Annotated in this window: 14 protein-coding genes; 10 read left to right on the top strand and 4 right to left on the bottom strand. The window is 67.2% G+C overall.

Annotated elements, in window-relative coordinates; genetic code table 11:
- Positions 1-71 precede the first annotated feature (71 nt).
- The 9 genes from ACTHJF_RS07095 to ACTHJF_RS07055 all read left to right on the top strand — a co-directional run bounded on the left by ACTHJF_RS07095 (position 72) and on the right by ACTHJF_RS07055 (position 8,815).
- Complete coding sequence (locus ACTHJF_RS07095) at positions 72-1,166, top strand: redoxin domain-containing protein (protein WP_440266494.1); 1,095 nt, start codon at positions 72-74, stop codon at positions 1,164-1,166.
- 130 nt (positions 1,167-1,296) lie between these two features.
- Complete coding sequence (locus ACTHJF_RS07090; RefSeq protein WP_440266493.1) at positions 1,297-2,178, top strand: SDR family NAD(P)-dependent oxidoreductase; 882 nt, start codon at positions 1,297-1,299, stop codon at positions 2,176-2,178.
- Positions 2,179-2,902: 724 nt separating this feature from the next.
- Positions 2,903-4,171, top strand: coding sequence for an epoxide hydrolase family protein (locus ACTHJF_RS07085; protein ID WP_440266492.1), 1,269 nt, complete (start codon positions 2,903-2,905; stop codon positions 4,169-4,171).
- A 39-nt stretch (positions 4,172-4,210) separates the two neighbouring features.
- A complete protein-coding gene (locus ACTHJF_RS07080) occupies positions 4,211-4,822 on the top strand; it encodes a hypothetical protein (RefSeq protein ID WP_440266491.1) in 612 nt (203 codons plus the stop codon).
- Positions 4,823-5,097: 275 nt separating this feature from the next.
- A complete protein-coding gene (locus tag ACTHJF_RS07075; protein WP_440266490.1) occupies positions 5,098-5,961 on the top strand; it encodes an alpha/beta fold hydrolase in 864 nt (287 codons plus the stop codon).
- 24 nt (positions 5,962-5,985) lie between these two features.
- Positions 5,986-6,498, top strand: a complete 513-nt coding sequence (locus tag ACTHJF_RS07070; RefSeq protein ID WP_440266489.1) for a cytochrome P460 family protein — start codon at positions 5,986-5,988, stop codon at positions 6,496-6,498.
- Between the two features lie 44 nt (positions 6,499-6,542).
- The gene (locus ACTHJF_RS07065) at positions 6,543-7,385 is read left to right on the top strand and encodes an oxidoreductase (RefSeq protein WP_440266488.1); all 843 of its coding nucleotides are present in this window, start codon (positions 6,543-6,545) and stop codon (positions 7,383-7,385) included.
- Positions 7,386-7,501: 116 nt separating this feature from the next.
- On the top strand, positions 7,502-7,927 hold the full coding sequence (locus tag ACTHJF_RS07060; RefSeq protein WP_440266487.1) for an organic hydroperoxide resistance protein: 426 nt from the start codon (positions 7,502-7,504) through the stop codon (positions 7,925-7,927).
- A 75-nt stretch (positions 7,928-8,002) separates the two neighbouring features.
- Positions 8,003-8,815, top strand: coding sequence for an alpha/beta fold hydrolase (locus tag ACTHJF_RS07055; protein WP_440266486.1), 813 nt, complete (start codon positions 8,003-8,005; stop codon positions 8,813-8,815).
- Positions 8,816-8,980: 165 nt separating this feature from the next.
- Here the strand turns inward: ACTHJF_RS07055 and ACTHJF_RS07050 are convergent, their stop codons facing one another.
- The 3 genes from ACTHJF_RS07050 to ACTHJF_RS07040 all read right to left on the bottom strand — a co-directional run bounded on the left by ACTHJF_RS07050 (position 8,981) and on the right by ACTHJF_RS07040 (position 11,207).
- Positions 8,981-9,784 (bottom strand): class I SAM-dependent methyltransferase, encoded by an 804-nt coding sequence (locus ACTHJF_RS07050; protein WP_440266485.1) that lies wholly within the window; start codon positions 9,782-9,784, stop codon positions 8,981-8,983.
- 439 nt (positions 9,785-10,223) lie between these two features.
- Positions 10,224-10,769, bottom strand: coding sequence for a cysteine hydrolase family protein (locus tag ACTHJF_RS07045; RefSeq protein ID WP_440266484.1), 546 nt, complete (start codon positions 10,767-10,769; stop codon positions 10,224-10,226).
- Positions 10,770-10,898: 129 nt separating this feature from the next.
- Complete coding sequence (locus ACTHJF_RS07040) at positions 10,899-11,207, bottom strand: DUF3247 family protein (protein WP_431637009.1); 309 nt, start codon at positions 11,205-11,207, stop codon at positions 10,899-10,901.
- Between the two features lie 223 nt (positions 11,208-11,430).
- Here ACTHJF_RS07040 and ACTHJF_RS07035 point away from each other — a divergent pair, with 223 nt between their 5' ends.
- Positions 11,431-13,071, top strand: a complete 1,641-nt coding sequence (locus tag ACTHJF_RS07035) for an ABC1 kinase family protein (protein WP_431637007.1) — start codon at positions 11,431-11,433, stop codon at positions 13,069-13,071.
- Between the two features lie 187 nt (positions 13,072-13,258).
- Here ACTHJF_RS07035 and ACTHJF_RS07030 read toward each other — a convergent pair whose 3' ends face one another.
- A complete protein-coding gene (locus ACTHJF_RS07030) occupies positions 13,259-13,849 on the bottom strand; it encodes an alpha-ketoglutarate-dependent dioxygenase AlkB (RefSeq protein WP_440266483.1) in 591 nt (196 codons plus the stop codon).
- Positions 13,850-14,030 lie beyond the last annotated feature (181 nt).

Genomic DNA, 14,030 nt, shown 5'->3' with positions numbered 1-14,030 from the left:
CACCCTTGGCGGGCGCCCCAGAGCGACATGGATGGCGGACGACGTCCGTCCCCCGCGCATCAGGACCCACCATGAAACGCAAAGCCTTCCTGTTCTGCCTGACGCTGGTTGCGCAGGTGGCAGCGGTCTCGGCCATCGCTTCCACGCCCGAGCCGGTCGTTGCAGCGCCGCCCAATCGGGCTATTCCTGCCATCAAGCTGCCTGTGCTGGGTCAGCTGCCCTCGCTGGCCGGCGCCACCCGGTGGCTGCATACCGAAGCCCTGGCTCGCGCCCGCCTTCGCGGCAAGGTGGTGCTGGTCAATTTCTGGACCTACTCCTGCATCAACTCCCTGCGTCAGATTCCCTATGTCCGCGCGTGGGCGGACAAGTATCGGAAGGACGGCCTGGTGGTGATCGGCGTGCATGCACCCGAGTTCGATTTCGAGCACGACGTCGACAACGTTCGCCGCGCGTCCCAGGGCCTGCACGTGGACTACCCGGTGGCGATCGACAATGACCACCGCCTCTGGGACGCCTTCGACAACCAGTACTGGCCCGCGCTGTACTTCATCGACGCACAGGGCCGAATTCGTCACGTGAAGTTCGGCGAAGGCGACTACGCCGCGTCGGAGCGCGTGATCCAGCAACTGCTGACCGAGTCGGGAGCCCATGACGTGGGCACCGGCCTGGTCGCCGTGGACGCGCAAGGCCCCGAGGCGGCCGCCGACTGGAGTGACCTCCGATCGCCCGAGAACTACGTCGGATACGCACGCACGACAGGCTTCGCGTCTCCCGCAGGCATCGTGACCGACCGGGCGCATCACTACCCAGCGCCGCCTGCGTTGCAGCTCAACCAGTGGTCGCTGATGGGCGACTGGACGATGGGCCGGCAGGCGGCGGTGTCGCAAGGAGCCGGCGGACGCATCCGCTATCGATTCCATGCCCGCGACCTGCACCTGGTGATGGCCCCTTCCACGAACGGTCAGCCAGTGCGGTTCCGCGTGACGATCGACGGCAAGCCTCCGGGGGCCGCGCACGGCGTGGATGTCGATAGCCAGGGTCATGGGGTGGTCGACACGGCGCGCATGTACCAGTTGATCCGCCAAGCGGGACCGGTGGTCGATCGCCAGTTCGATATCGAATTTCTCGATCCTGGCATTCGGACGTTCGCCTTCACCTTCGGCTGACCAGGCACACCGCTGCTCCCCCCGGCCACGGCTCAACGCGCCCGAACCTCCACCCAACTATCCAACGGTGCGAGCGGAGGCGCCATCGGTGCGCCTGGGCCGGCGCCATCTCCCCTGCAAGAGACATGTCATGACTAGAGAAAATGGACCGAGCCTTGCGCCGCTGCGCACTTGGCTCATCACCGGCGCCTCCAGCGGGCTGGGCCATGCGCTGGCCGAATGCGTACTGCGCCACGGCGACCAGGTCGTTCTGACCGCACCCACCCTGTCTGGCATGGAAGCGCTGGCGGCACGCCACCCCCGCTCCGCGCTCGCTCTGGAGCTGGACGTCACCGATCCGTTGCAGCGGATCGATGCCGTCGATCGAGCCCTCACCCACTTCGGCGCCATCGATGTGCTGGTAAACAATGCGGCCATCGACTTCCTCGGTGCCGTCGAGGAACAGCGCGAAGATGACTACCGCGCGCAGTTCGAGGTGAACTTCTTCGGCGCGGTGGGCATGATCCGCCTGGTGTTGCCAGGCATGCGCAAGCGTCGCAGCGGCACCATCGTCAACGTGTCCTCCATGGACGGGCTCGCCAGCCTGCCGGCCAACGGCTATTACTCGTCCAGCAAGTTCGCGCTCGAAGGTTTGACCGAAGCCCTCTGGCAGGAGATCGAGCCGCTCGGCCTGCGTGCCTTCTTGGCCGAGCCGGGCTCGGTGCGTACCGGCATCGAACATCGCACGACATTCTCCGGTCACCCGATCGACGATTACGCAGCCAGTTCAGGCGCGTTCCGCGAACTCCTCGCCAAGCTCACCCCCGAGATGTTTCCCGGCGACCCGGTACGCGTGGCGGCAGCCCTGCGCGAGGAAGTGCTCACCCCCTCCGGGCGCCACTGGATCGTGATGGGCAGTGATGCCCAGCGCAGGATCCAGACCAAGCTGAGCATGCTGCTGGCCGAACTGGAGGCCGGCCGGGCCACGGCTGGCCGCACCGATTACCCAGGCAGTGGCCCGGCGGTGCTCTGAGTGAGCCCCCTCCCCTCGATGCGTCGAGCGCACTCCGCCGGGCCGTACTCCTCCCCTCACGAGCCGCCGCCCGAGAGCGCGAGGATATGAATCGGCCGCCCCTGCGCGGCCTTCAGCAAGCCGGCGTCGATCGCCGGCAACACTGCTGGAACGTGAGCCTATCGGTGGTTACCAGCCTCACGCTGGCGGGAAAGCCGTCCGGCGCAGCTGCGTCGATCAGGTGAGGCGGCGCATCACGGCGTGACGCAGTCTGGCAACCGGCCAGCAGGAGCGCCGCCAGTACCGACAGCATCGTTCCACTTCGCATCGTGGTTCTCCGACGGAGGCGAGAGGTGTGCACCCCATTCGCAAGCTGCCAGGCACAGGTTCTTCCCGGGGTCGAAAGCCGGCGTCGTGGCAGCACAGGCGCGCGCCATATCACAGCCGATCCCGCACCCACTGGCGATTGCACCAAGGTATGCATCGTCCCTTCCGGATGGCCATCCGCGATCGGCATGCACCGATACCAAGGTATCGACCGACACCATCGTGCAATCGTCCGCTGCTCATCGCTCTGGTGAGATCGCTTCGCATCGCCAGCCGTGCGTGCCGCAAGGCGCCGCGACTGGCGCCCTACCGGAGATCGATGATGTCGCCAGTCAACGTGTTATCGCTCTGCTGCCAGCGGCGTCTACCCGCCATCGCCTTGGCCTGGTTGCTGCCGCTGGCGGCCATGAGCCAGACAATGGCCGCCTCTGTGCCATCGACTGCCGCGTGCCGGTCTACCGCAACGCAAGCGCGCATCTGCCCCTTCCATATCCACGTGCCGCAGGCGCAGTTGGACGACCTGCGGCGACGCATCGCGGCGACCCGCCTGCCGGATCGCGAAACGGTGCGGGACATCTCGCAGGGCGTGCCGCTGCACACCATGCAGTCGTTGTTGGCGTACTGGGGCACGGCTTACGACTGGCGCAAGGTGGAGGCGAGGCTGAATGCCCTGCCCGAGTTCGTGACGGCCATCGATGGGGTGGACATCCAGTTCATCCACGTGCGTTCGCGCGAGCCGCATGCCATGCCGCTGATCCTCACGCACGGCTGGCCGGGCTCGCCGCTGGAGTTCATCAAGGCGATCGGCCCATTGACCGATCCGGTCGCCTTTGGTGGCCGCGCCGAGGATGCGTTTGACGTGGTGATTCCCGCCATTCCCGGCTACGGCTTCTCCGGCAAGCCGACCGAACCGGGCTGGAACCCGGAACGCGTGGCCAGGGCCTGGGACGTATTGATGAAGCGGCTGGGATACACGCAGTACGTATCCCAGGGCGGCGACCACGGCTCGGTCATCTCCGACGCGCTGGCCCGGCAAGCGCCTCCGGGCTTGCTGGGTATCCATCTCAACATGCCCGCCACCGTTCCCGCGGCCCTGGTCGACGGCATCAACAGCGGCAAGCGGGCACCACTGAGCCTGTCCGGCGACGAGCGGCGCGCCTACACCCAACTGAGCACCTTCTTCGGCCGGAATGCCGCGTATGGCGCAATGATGGTGACCCGGCCGCAGACTCTGGGCTATGCGCTGGCCGATTCGCCTGCCGGTCTCGCTGCGTGGATGTTCGAGAAGATCGCCGCGTGGACCGACAGCGACGGCGATCCGGAGCGCGTGCTCGGTCGCGATGGTGTACTGGACGACATCACCTTGTACTGGGTGACGAACACGGGGGCGTCGTCCGCGCGCTTCTACTGGGAAAACAACAACAACAATTTCAGTGCCGAGGCGCAGCGCACCTCGACGATCAAGGTGCCCGTCGCCGTCACGGTGTTCCCCGGGGAGATCTATCGCGCGCCGGAAAGCTGGACCCGGAAGGCGTACCCGTCGCTCTACTACTTCCATCAGGCGAGCCGCGGCGGCCACTTCGCCGCGTGGGAGCAGCCGCAGCTGTTTGCCGAAGAACTGCGCGCCGCCTTCCGCCCACTGCGCGCCCAGCTGACCCATCAGGCGAGTCCTGCCGCGGGTCGTTGAGCCCGCACGACGCCCCCGCATTGCTCCAGGAGAATCACGATGACCCGACAAACCTTGCACGCAAACGAGCCGAACGCAGGCGGGCGCGCGCTGCGCCGCGAGCAGTCCTCCCTGGTGCGGCTGCATCTCACGCGCGGCCTGTTGGCCGTCCTCTGGGCAGTGGCCTTCCGCCAGGCACACCAGCAGCTCGACGCCACGGCGATCGCGCTGCTGGTCGCCTATCCGCTGATCGATGCGGTGTCCTGCCTGATCGACTATCGCACCACTGCGGCGCAGGCCGATCGGCGGGTGACGGGATTCAACGGTCTGCTGAGCACCGCTGCGGCCATCGCACTGGGTCTGGTAGCGCTGAGCGGCGTGACTCCGGTTCTAGTGGTATTCGGCGCATGGGCTGCGGCTTCCGGTGCGGCGCAGTTGCTGCTTGGGCTGGAGCGCCGCAGCACGGGGCTGGGCAGCCAGTGGCCGATGCTGATCGCCGGCGGCCTCTCTTTTCTGGTCGGCTTTGTCTATGTCGTCCAGGCCACCGGCGCCAGGCCCACGCTCGACATGTTGCCCGTGTATGCCACCGGCGGCGGTGTCTTTTTCATCATTCAAGCGTGTCTGCTCGGTTGGCGTGCGCGCCGCCTGCAGCGCGCCTGGCTGGCTCGCTGATCGAAGCCGGCGTCCCGCCAGATCCCCTTCCCTGCCTACGGCTCGAATGAGCCCGCCATCGGGCGAATCGCCCGAAACGGAGACGCGCCATGAAAACCCATCCGCTGAAAAAAGCCATCGGCGGCGCATCGCGCCGACTGCTCGGCACGGCAATGCTTGCCTGCGCTGCAAGCGTCGGTCTCATCGGCTCTGCTGAAGCTACGTCGAGACCCGCTGTCGCTCCCCCCGGAACCGCCTCCGACGCGCTCGGTCCACTCAAGCATGTCCGCGCTGGCGTGTTAGACGTCGCCTACGCGGAGCTGGGCCCTGCCGACGGTCCGGTGGTGATCCTTCTTCACGGCTGGCCGTACGACATCCACAGCTATGAGCGCGTGGCTCCCATGCTCGCAGCAAAGGGCTATCGCGTGCTGGTGCCCTACGCGCGCGGTTACGGCGATACGCGGTTTCTTTCCGCCAAAACCATGCGCAACGCCGAGCCCGCCGCGCTGGCGCAGGACGTCATCGACTTCATGGATGCACTGAAGATTCCCCGCGCCGAGCTGGCCGGATTCGACTGGGGTGCGCGCACGGCCGATATCGTGGCGGCATTGTGGCCGGAGCGCGTCCGGGCGCTGGTGTCGGTGAGCGGCTACCTGATCGGCAGCCAGGCCTCGGGCAAGACCCCGCTGCCGCCCAGCGCCGAGTTGCAGTGGTGGTACCAGTACTACTTTGCGACCGACCGCGGCCGTGATGGCTACGCGAAGTACCGCCACGATTTCGCCCGGCTGATCTGGAAGCTGGCTTCCCCGCAGTGGACATTCGACGAGGCCACGTTCGCGCGCAGCGCCGCGGCGCTGGACAACCCCGATCAGGTCGCCATCGTGATCCACAACTATCGCTGGCGACTGGGTCTGGCGCAGGGCGAGCCGCGTTATGCGGCGCTGGAAAAGCGGCTGGCGGCGTTCCCCTCGATCACCGTGCCCACCATCACCATGGAAGGCGATGCCAATGGCGCGCCGCATCCGCCTGAAGCAGCTTACGCCAAGCGATTCACCGGCAAGTACGCGTACCGACTCATCACCGGCGGCATCGGCCACAACCTGCCGCAGGAAGCGCCCCAGGCGTTCACCCAGGCGGTGATCGACGCCGATCACCTGTGACCTGCCCTGCTGAGGCGATCCGCCATGAAGCCCATTCACCTCGCCGCCCTCGCGGTAGCCATCGCCTCCTGCGCCCTGGCCGCCGCACTGGTTGTCCGCGCAGACGGCATGGAAGCCGGGTCTGCTTCGCCCATCTACGGGGTCACCATTCCCAACGGCTATCGCAGCTGGGAGCTTATTGCGCCGGCGCACGAGGCGCCGCCGCTGGACGAACTACGTGTCGTGCTCGGCAATCCGGTGGCGGTCCAGGCCTATCGCAATGGCACGCTGCCATTCCCCGATGGCGCGGTGCTGGCGAAGTTGGCGTGGAAGCACGTGCCGTCGCCTGAGTTCGAGCCGGCGTCGATCCCGGGTGCTGCGACCACGGTGCAGTTCATGGTCAAGGACTCCAGGAAATACGCGGCCACCGGCGGCTGGGGCTTCGGCCGCTTCATCAACGGCAAGCCAGCCGACGAAGCACAGCATCGCACCTGCTTCGCCTGCCATCAGGCGCGGGTGAAAGACCACGGCCGGGTGTTCACCCGCTGGGCTCCCTGACCCCGCGGGCTTCGCCCGCACCACTTTTTGCTGGAGGAAATGACATGTCACAGCGATGGCTCATCACCGGCTGTTCCCGCGGCCTCGGCCGTGCGCTCGCCGAGGCGGTGCTCGAGGCCGGCCACCGCCTGGTGGCCACGGCGCGCGATCCTTCGACGCTGAACGATCTTGTCCAACGCTACGGCGACGCGGTGCGCGTGGCCGCCCTGGATGTCACCGACGTGGTTGCTGCCGATCGAGCGATTGAGCTGGCCGTGCAGGTGTTCGGCGGCCTGGATGTGCTGGTCAATAACGCCGGCTACGGCAATGTCGATTCGGTGGAAGACACCCCGCTGGAGGATTTCCGACGGCAGATCGACACCAACCTGTTCGGCACGATCATCATGACCAAGGCGACGATCCCCGTGATGCGCAACCAGCGCACCGGACACATCATCCAGTTCTCGTCGGTGGGTGGTCGGATCGGTGCGCCCGGTCGGGCGCCGTATTCGGCGGCGAAGTGGGCCGTGGAGGGATTCTCCGAATCGCTGGCCCGGGAAATGGCGCTGATCGGCGTGCACGTCAGCGTGATCGAGCCGGGTGGATTCCGCACCGATTTCGCGGGCAGCTCGACATCGTTGCGGGAGGGCCGCCCGGAGTACGACGCCGTGGTCGGCGCGACCGCGCGGGCGCAGCGCGCCTACGACGGTCGGCAGCCGGGCGATCCGCAGCGCGCGGGGCGAGCCATCGTCCGGTTGGCGTCGCTGCCCCAGCCGCCTTTCCGCCTGCCGTTGGGCAGTGATGCCCTGAAGATCATCGAGCAGGCCGATCGAGCCAAGCTGGCGGAGCTGGAGCAATGGCGCGAGCTCAGCGCCTCGACCGATTTCCCCATATCCCCGGATGCATGAGCGCTATCGCGCCCAGGGCGCCTTCCTGGCGCCTATCGACCTCAGGGCATCGCCGCACCAACCGCGACCGCCCCAGTGAGATCCAGAAACGAACATCACCCCCAAGGAGGATTTGCATGACCAGGCCGTTGGAAAAAGTGCTTTACACCGCGAAAACCCATACGACCAGCGGGCGCGATGGCGCCGGCGCGTCCAGTGATGGTGCGCTCGATGTGCGGCTGAGCCCGCCGGGCTCGGGTAAACCGGGCACGAACCCCGAGCAGTTGTTCGGCGTCGGATACTCGGCGTGCTTCATGGGCGCCATGCAGATCGTTGCGGCAGCGCAGAAGATCACCCTGCCGCAGGGCATGGCCGTCGACGCCAGCGTTTCGCTCGGACGCACGGAGAACGACACCGCTTACGGGCTCGCCGTCACGCTGGCCGTGTCCCTACCCGGTCTCGACCGCACCCAGGCCCGGCTGATCGTCGATGGCGCGCATCAGGCATGCCCGTACTCGCATGCCACTCGCGGAAATATCGACGTTGTCATCGATCTGGTCTGAGGCGCGCCCTCTCGGCGCTCCGGCCAGTACGAGATTCCGCCTCACTCATTCCCTTGCCCACACAGGAAAACACCCATGAAACGTTCAACCAAGCGCCTCGGCAGCGCACTGGCTGGCGCGCTCGCGCTTGCCGTCATGGCGATAGGTTCGCCGCTGGTCGTCCACGCAGCCACTTCAACTTCGCATAAACCTACCGTGGTGCTCGTGCACGGCGCCTTTGCCGACTCCTCGAGCTGGAACGGCGTCATTCGGCATCTGCAGTCGGATGGTTACCGAGTGATCGCTGCACCGAACGAACTGCGCAGCGTCAAGGGCGATGCCGCCGAGGTCAACAGCCTGGTCCGGAGCATCTCCGGCCCGGTCGTGCTGGTAGGACATTCCTACGGCGGGCCGGTGATCAGCGAGGCCGCCACCGGCCTGCAGAACGTCAAAGCCCTGGTCTATGTGGCCGCCTTCGCACCGGACGTGGGCGAGAGTGCGGCGGAGCTTGCCGGGCGCTTCCCGGGAAGCACCTTGGGCCCCGCCCTGGCCCCTCCGGTGTCTCTGGCCGACGGCGGCAAGGATCTCTACATCGACCAGGACAAGTTTCGCGCACAGTTCGCTGCCGACGTGCCGGCCGCGCAGGCGAAGCTGATGGCTGTGGGCCAGCGTCCCATCACTGACGCTGCACTGCATGAGGCCAGCACCTCGGCGGCATGGAAAACCATCCCTTCGTGGTTCGTCTACGGCACCGCCGACCTCAACATCCCACCGGCCGCCCAGGCCTTCATGGCCAAGCGGGCCCATGCCAAGGATGTGGAAGTCATCAAAGGCGCGTCCCATGTGGTGATGGTCTCCCACCCCGATGTCGTCGCCCGGCTGATCGAAACGGCCGCGCTGTCGAAGTAAGGCAGCTGGCGCATCACTCGACCGGGAAAGCGTTCTGTCGTGTGAGTCCGGGCCATCTCAAGATGAGGGCGCTGGCAGGAATGTCAGCGCCCTTAGCTTTACCCGTTTCGAAAGGTGCAACCACTCCCCTCGCGCGCTGGGCAAGTCCTCGCGGACGCGGTTTGCCTAGATGGGCTGACGTGCCTCGAACAGGGCCACCTGGCCCACCTCCCGGATGCGCACGTCGGCAAAATGCAGGCTCAGCCCCTGGTGCAGTTCTGCGCGCGTGTCGCCGCGGTTCCCGAAGATGCCCTTGCGGTTGTAGAGCGCCATCAGCCGGCGGCCCAGCCGGTTATGCCGCGCTTCGTCGCCCAGGATCGTGGCGCCGTAGAGCACGCCTTGCGCAGCCAGGTGCGATTTCAGATGGGCGAAGACCTGCGCCTTGCCGGACATGGTGCCGGGCAGGCAATGCAGCAGATAGAACAGCGAGATGGCATCGAAACCGTGTGGCGTACGGGGCGGCAACGGTTCCATGACGTCATGCAGGATCTTCTGCACCGCACGCGGCTTGAGCCGACGCTGCGCAGCATCAAGGCTGTCCGGGTTGAGATCGAGCAGGCTCAGATGGCTGGACGCCGGCATGCGGGCATGTGCCGGATAGAACCCGGTTCCGACACCCACGTCGAGGTGGCGCTTTCCCACGTGTTGTTGAAAAAAGGGCAGCAGCACGGCGCGTGTGGAGCACTGCCAGGCATAGCGGTTGGAAAACCCGAGCACCCACCAGTCATACAGCTTGAGGATCAGAGGTGTGTAGACAGCGGCGCCTTGGTCGGTATCGAAGTCGGTGCGGATCATGTTGGTTCTCTGGGTCGATGACGAAAAACTCCCCTGCACCTTGACCGGTCGGCCCGCCACGGCCTCGGCGAAGAACGAAGGTGCACCTAGGTGCTGCGGGGGATGAGGCGTACATGCGCCGCGGGACCGGACCATTGCATCGCCCTCCCGCAGGCGCGTAGCGATGACCGCGGAGCACGGTCGACACTGCTTATCGCGACGGGCCCGGGTCGATGGCGGGCCATGGACGATGTGCCGGGCCGGCAGCGGCGATATCCGGCGTCGGCCGAGTACCAGAACGTTCCGGCCTTTGCTGGCAAACGATCACGCTGACGCAGGCACGCCCCATGACATCAAATGTCCTATCTAGCCGGTATTGCACCTAGGTATCGGCAGACCGAGCGAGCGCGGATCGTCCTCTCTGCATGGCGACTGCGCCGCACTCGCCTCTTGCTCCAGCCGCAAGCGACCACCTGGTTGATCCGTGCCCCATGGCCGACCGCGCCATCGCTTGGAGAACAGCAGACGCGCGTAGCAAGCAGGTATCGAGGTGGATGCGCAATGGCCACCGCGCCTTCGCCACCGCGGCGCAGAGTTAAGCGTCAGCCGTCTCGCCACCGAGCGACTCGCGGATGTACGCCAGTGCACGCGATGTCCGCTGTGGTGTGAGCGAGGCGACTGCGTTGCCGGGCACCCACAACGCGTAGCCGCGCACGTGCGCTTCGGTGGCCGAGCTCAGTACGCAGGAGTCCGCCGCGATGCCGGTGAGGATCAAGCGTTTGGCCACCAGTGCATCGAGCAGGGTCGGCAGCGGGGTCTGGTAGAACACCGAGTGGCGCGGCTTGAGCACGAACAGATCCTGCTGCGTCGGACGCAGCCGGGCGGCCAGACGCTGGCCGCGGCAGCCGGGTCGGGCCACCTTGCGCAGCAGTTCCTCGAACCCCTGACGCCACTGCCCGAAGTTGTCGTTGACGTAGACCACCGGCAGCTTCTGCCGATGGCACTGCGTGCGCAGCGCGTGCACCGCCTCGCCGATCGCGTTCGCGTGCTCGGCCAGCGCGGCGCCATCCTCGAACGCGAAGGTGTTGATCATGTCGATGATCAAGAGCACGTCGCCGCGGCGCAGCTTGGGAGCGGGCATGGTGTGCACCTCGCACGATGGAACGCCGGCATGCGCCGGCACGGCCCGCTGATGATGCACACGGGCTGTGATGACGATCTGCAGACCTCGACAGCACCGTCTCACGAGCGCTCGACCACTGCGTCCTCGCTAGGCCTTGGACGATCCGAACGTCACCGAATCCAGATGCTCGATGCCGGTGATGTCGCCCAGCCAGATCGCGCCGTCCCAGTCCGGGCGCTGGGCGCTTTCGAGCTTCACGATGCCGTTGAGGCCCTCGTTGCCGTCGCCGTCCTGAAACACCTGCACCGTGGGCGTCACCGTCACCACGCCTTCCTGCGGTGCCGTGTGGCCGCAGTACACGCGCACGCGGGCGTTGACCGCCAGCTCGGTGACCCAGTGCTCCAGGCGCGCGATATCGGCCGGCTGCGTGAATACCTTGGTGGCGGAACGACCCATGATGTGACCTCCGGGTGGGCTGCAGGGTGGCGGATCGGCTGCATAAGCGAGGCTAAGAAAGTAGACGCCGCGCCGTCATGCGCACGGCTGCGGTGCGTGCAGCCGCGGTGATGCCCGGGTGGTCGCCCGCAGCGCTCACGGCACCGCAGCCACGGCGTGTGCACATCGATGGCCGCAGGATCGCCCTGGTCCTGTGCGCTGCCTGCACCCTGCGGAGCCCGGCATGTTCTCCACCACCCGACGCTATCGACAGATCGCCGCCTTCATCCTGAAGTACCGCCGTGCCGGCGTGTTGCGCGCGCCGGGCGATCCACCCGGCATGGATACCAGCGAAGGCGACATTCCGCCCGAGCAGTTTTCCGAGGACATCGAGGCGCTCGGCCCAGCCTTCGTGAAGCTGGCGCAGGCGCTGTCCACCCGTCCCGACCTGGTGGCGCCGCGTTACCTGTCGGCGCTGCAGCGCATGCAGGACGGCGTGGGCGAAGTGGCCGCGATCGAGATCGAGGGCGTTGTCGCGCAGGAGCTGGGCGCCCCGGTCGGCGCCCTGTTCCGCCGCTTCGACCCCACGCCGATCGCGGCCGGCTCGCTGGCCCAGGTGCACGCGGCGGAGTTGCCCGATGGCACGCCGGTGGCGGTGAAGGTGCAGCGGCCCGGCATCGAGGCCCGCGTCGCCTCGGACATGGAGCTACTGACCGCGGTGGCGCGCTTCGCCGAAGGACACGCCGACACGGCGCGGCGGCTGGGCGTGCGCGACTGGGTCGCCGCCTCCTACGAGGCGCTGAACGAAGAGCTGGATTTCGTCGCCGAGGCCGAGAACCTGGAAGCGCTGGCGGAGGTGTTCGACCCGTATCCAGGCTTGGTGGTGCCGCTGCCGCACCGTGGCTTCTGCACGCGGCGGGTGCTGACGATGGACCTGATCCGCGGCAGCAAGGTCGAGGCCGGCGCGATCGATACGGAACGCGGCGAGGCACTCGGCGGCTCGCTGCTGCGCGCCTACCTCGACCAGGTGTTCGCGCGCGGCCGCGTGCATGCCGACCCGCACCCGGGCAATGTGCTGCTGGACGAAGACGGCCACCTGGCGGTGATCGATGCCGGCATGGTCACCTACCTGTCGCGCTCGTCGCGCCTCGCGCTGCTGCGGATCATGCTGCATGCGATCCAGGGCGATGGCGACACGGTGGCGGACCTGTGCGAGACCATGGGACGGCGCCTGCCCGAATACGACCGCCAGAGCTACCGCCGCGCCGTGCGCAACCTGGTCGGCCGCTACGCCGCACGGCGCGCGGACGGCGCCTTCGCTGAGGGCACCTTGCTGCTCGATCTCACCGCCCGTGGCGCGCAGTGCGGCCTGCAACCGCCGCCGGAACTGAGCCTGCTGGGCAAGACCCTTATCAACCTCGAAGCGACGCTGAGCGCGCTGCATCCGCGGCTGCCGACGCGCCGCATCATCGAACAGCATCTCGAGTCGCTGCTGCTCACCCTGCTGCGCCACGAGACCTCCAAGACCGGCGCCGCCGCGCTCGCCTTCGATGTCTACGCGCTGGGTCACGGCATGCCGGGCAAGGTCGCGCGCCTCTTGGACACGCTGGCCGACAACGACCTGCGCGTGCGCGTGGACGGCCTGGAGGAATCGCACCTGATCGAAAACCTGCAGAAGATCGCCAACCGCGTGGCGATCGGCCTGATTTCCTCGGCGCTGATCGTGGGTGCGGCGCTGATGGCGCGCTCCGGCGCCCGCGACCTGCCCACCTGGGCAGTCGTGCTGTTTGTCCTGGCGGCGCTGCTCGGGCTGGGGCTGATCGTGAACGCATGGCGGGTCGATCGCAGCACGGCGAGGGCGATCAAGCGGGTCGACCGCGGCTGATGGCATCAGCTGCCGCGCTGCCCGTCCAGCGACAGCGACGCACCGGTGGAGCGGCTGGCCGCCGTGTTCGAAGAAATGCTGTCGCCGTGCCAGCCTCGCGTGATCGCCACGGCCAGTCCGACTGCTTCTAACGCGCTGCGAGGACGCCGTTACGCACGCTTCCACGCGCAGACGATGGACCACCGGGTCACCCGCGGTCGCCCGCGCGGCAGCGGAAGGCGATGCTGATGCGCGGCCCGCTCACGTGGCGATCCTTCGGGATGGAGTGGTCGTAGTGGTGCTGCGAGCGCCAGTCCATCACCAGCAGGCTGCCGGCCTCCAGCGGCAGGCGCATGGTGCGCACCGGGCGCGCCTTGGTGGTGATCGACATGGTGCGCGTCACGCCCAGCGAAATCAGCGCGATCGGTGCGCCCTCGGTGAGGTCGGCCAGGCGGTCGTTGTGCGGGGCCACGCTGTCGTTGCCGTCGCGGTAGAGGTTGAAGCCCAGGCTGTCGAAGTGCACGCCGCAATCGCGATCCAGCCGCTGGCCGAGTTCGTCCAGGAACGGCGGTAGCGACGGATCGTCCCGTTGCAGGTGCACGGTGAGCCGCGGCACCGCCACGTCGCGCTCGTACATCATGCGGCGCTGTGCGCGCCACGGCAGCGTGCCGTGCAATTGCTCCATCCAGTCACCGGCGGTGGGCGCGTCGAGGTAGTCGGGCGCGTACCGGATGTGCCCGGTCGCGTCGTCGATCAGCACGACGTCGCGATTCGCGCCGAATGCCAGCCAGCCAGACATGAATGGTTCCCTCGCTTCGCTCGCGCGTGCATGAGTCCGTCGACGCCGCTGTCGCTTCGGCTGCACGGCGCCGCGTGCCAGATATCGACTCCACCACGTGGGGACGGACCAGCCATATGGCAATAAGAGGAAATGCCGCGCATCGCGCACAGGTTTTGCGTCAACGCCAGATGCGGTCACG

The organism is Dyella sp. (genome assembly GCF_051962475.1).
In the GTDB taxonomy this organism is placed as follows: Bacteria; Pseudomonadota; Gammaproteobacteria; order Xanthomonadales; family Rhodanobacteraceae; genus Dyella_A.
Note: the sequence above shows the minus strand (reverse complement) of the source record. Positions and strands in the feature narration are given on the sequence as shown.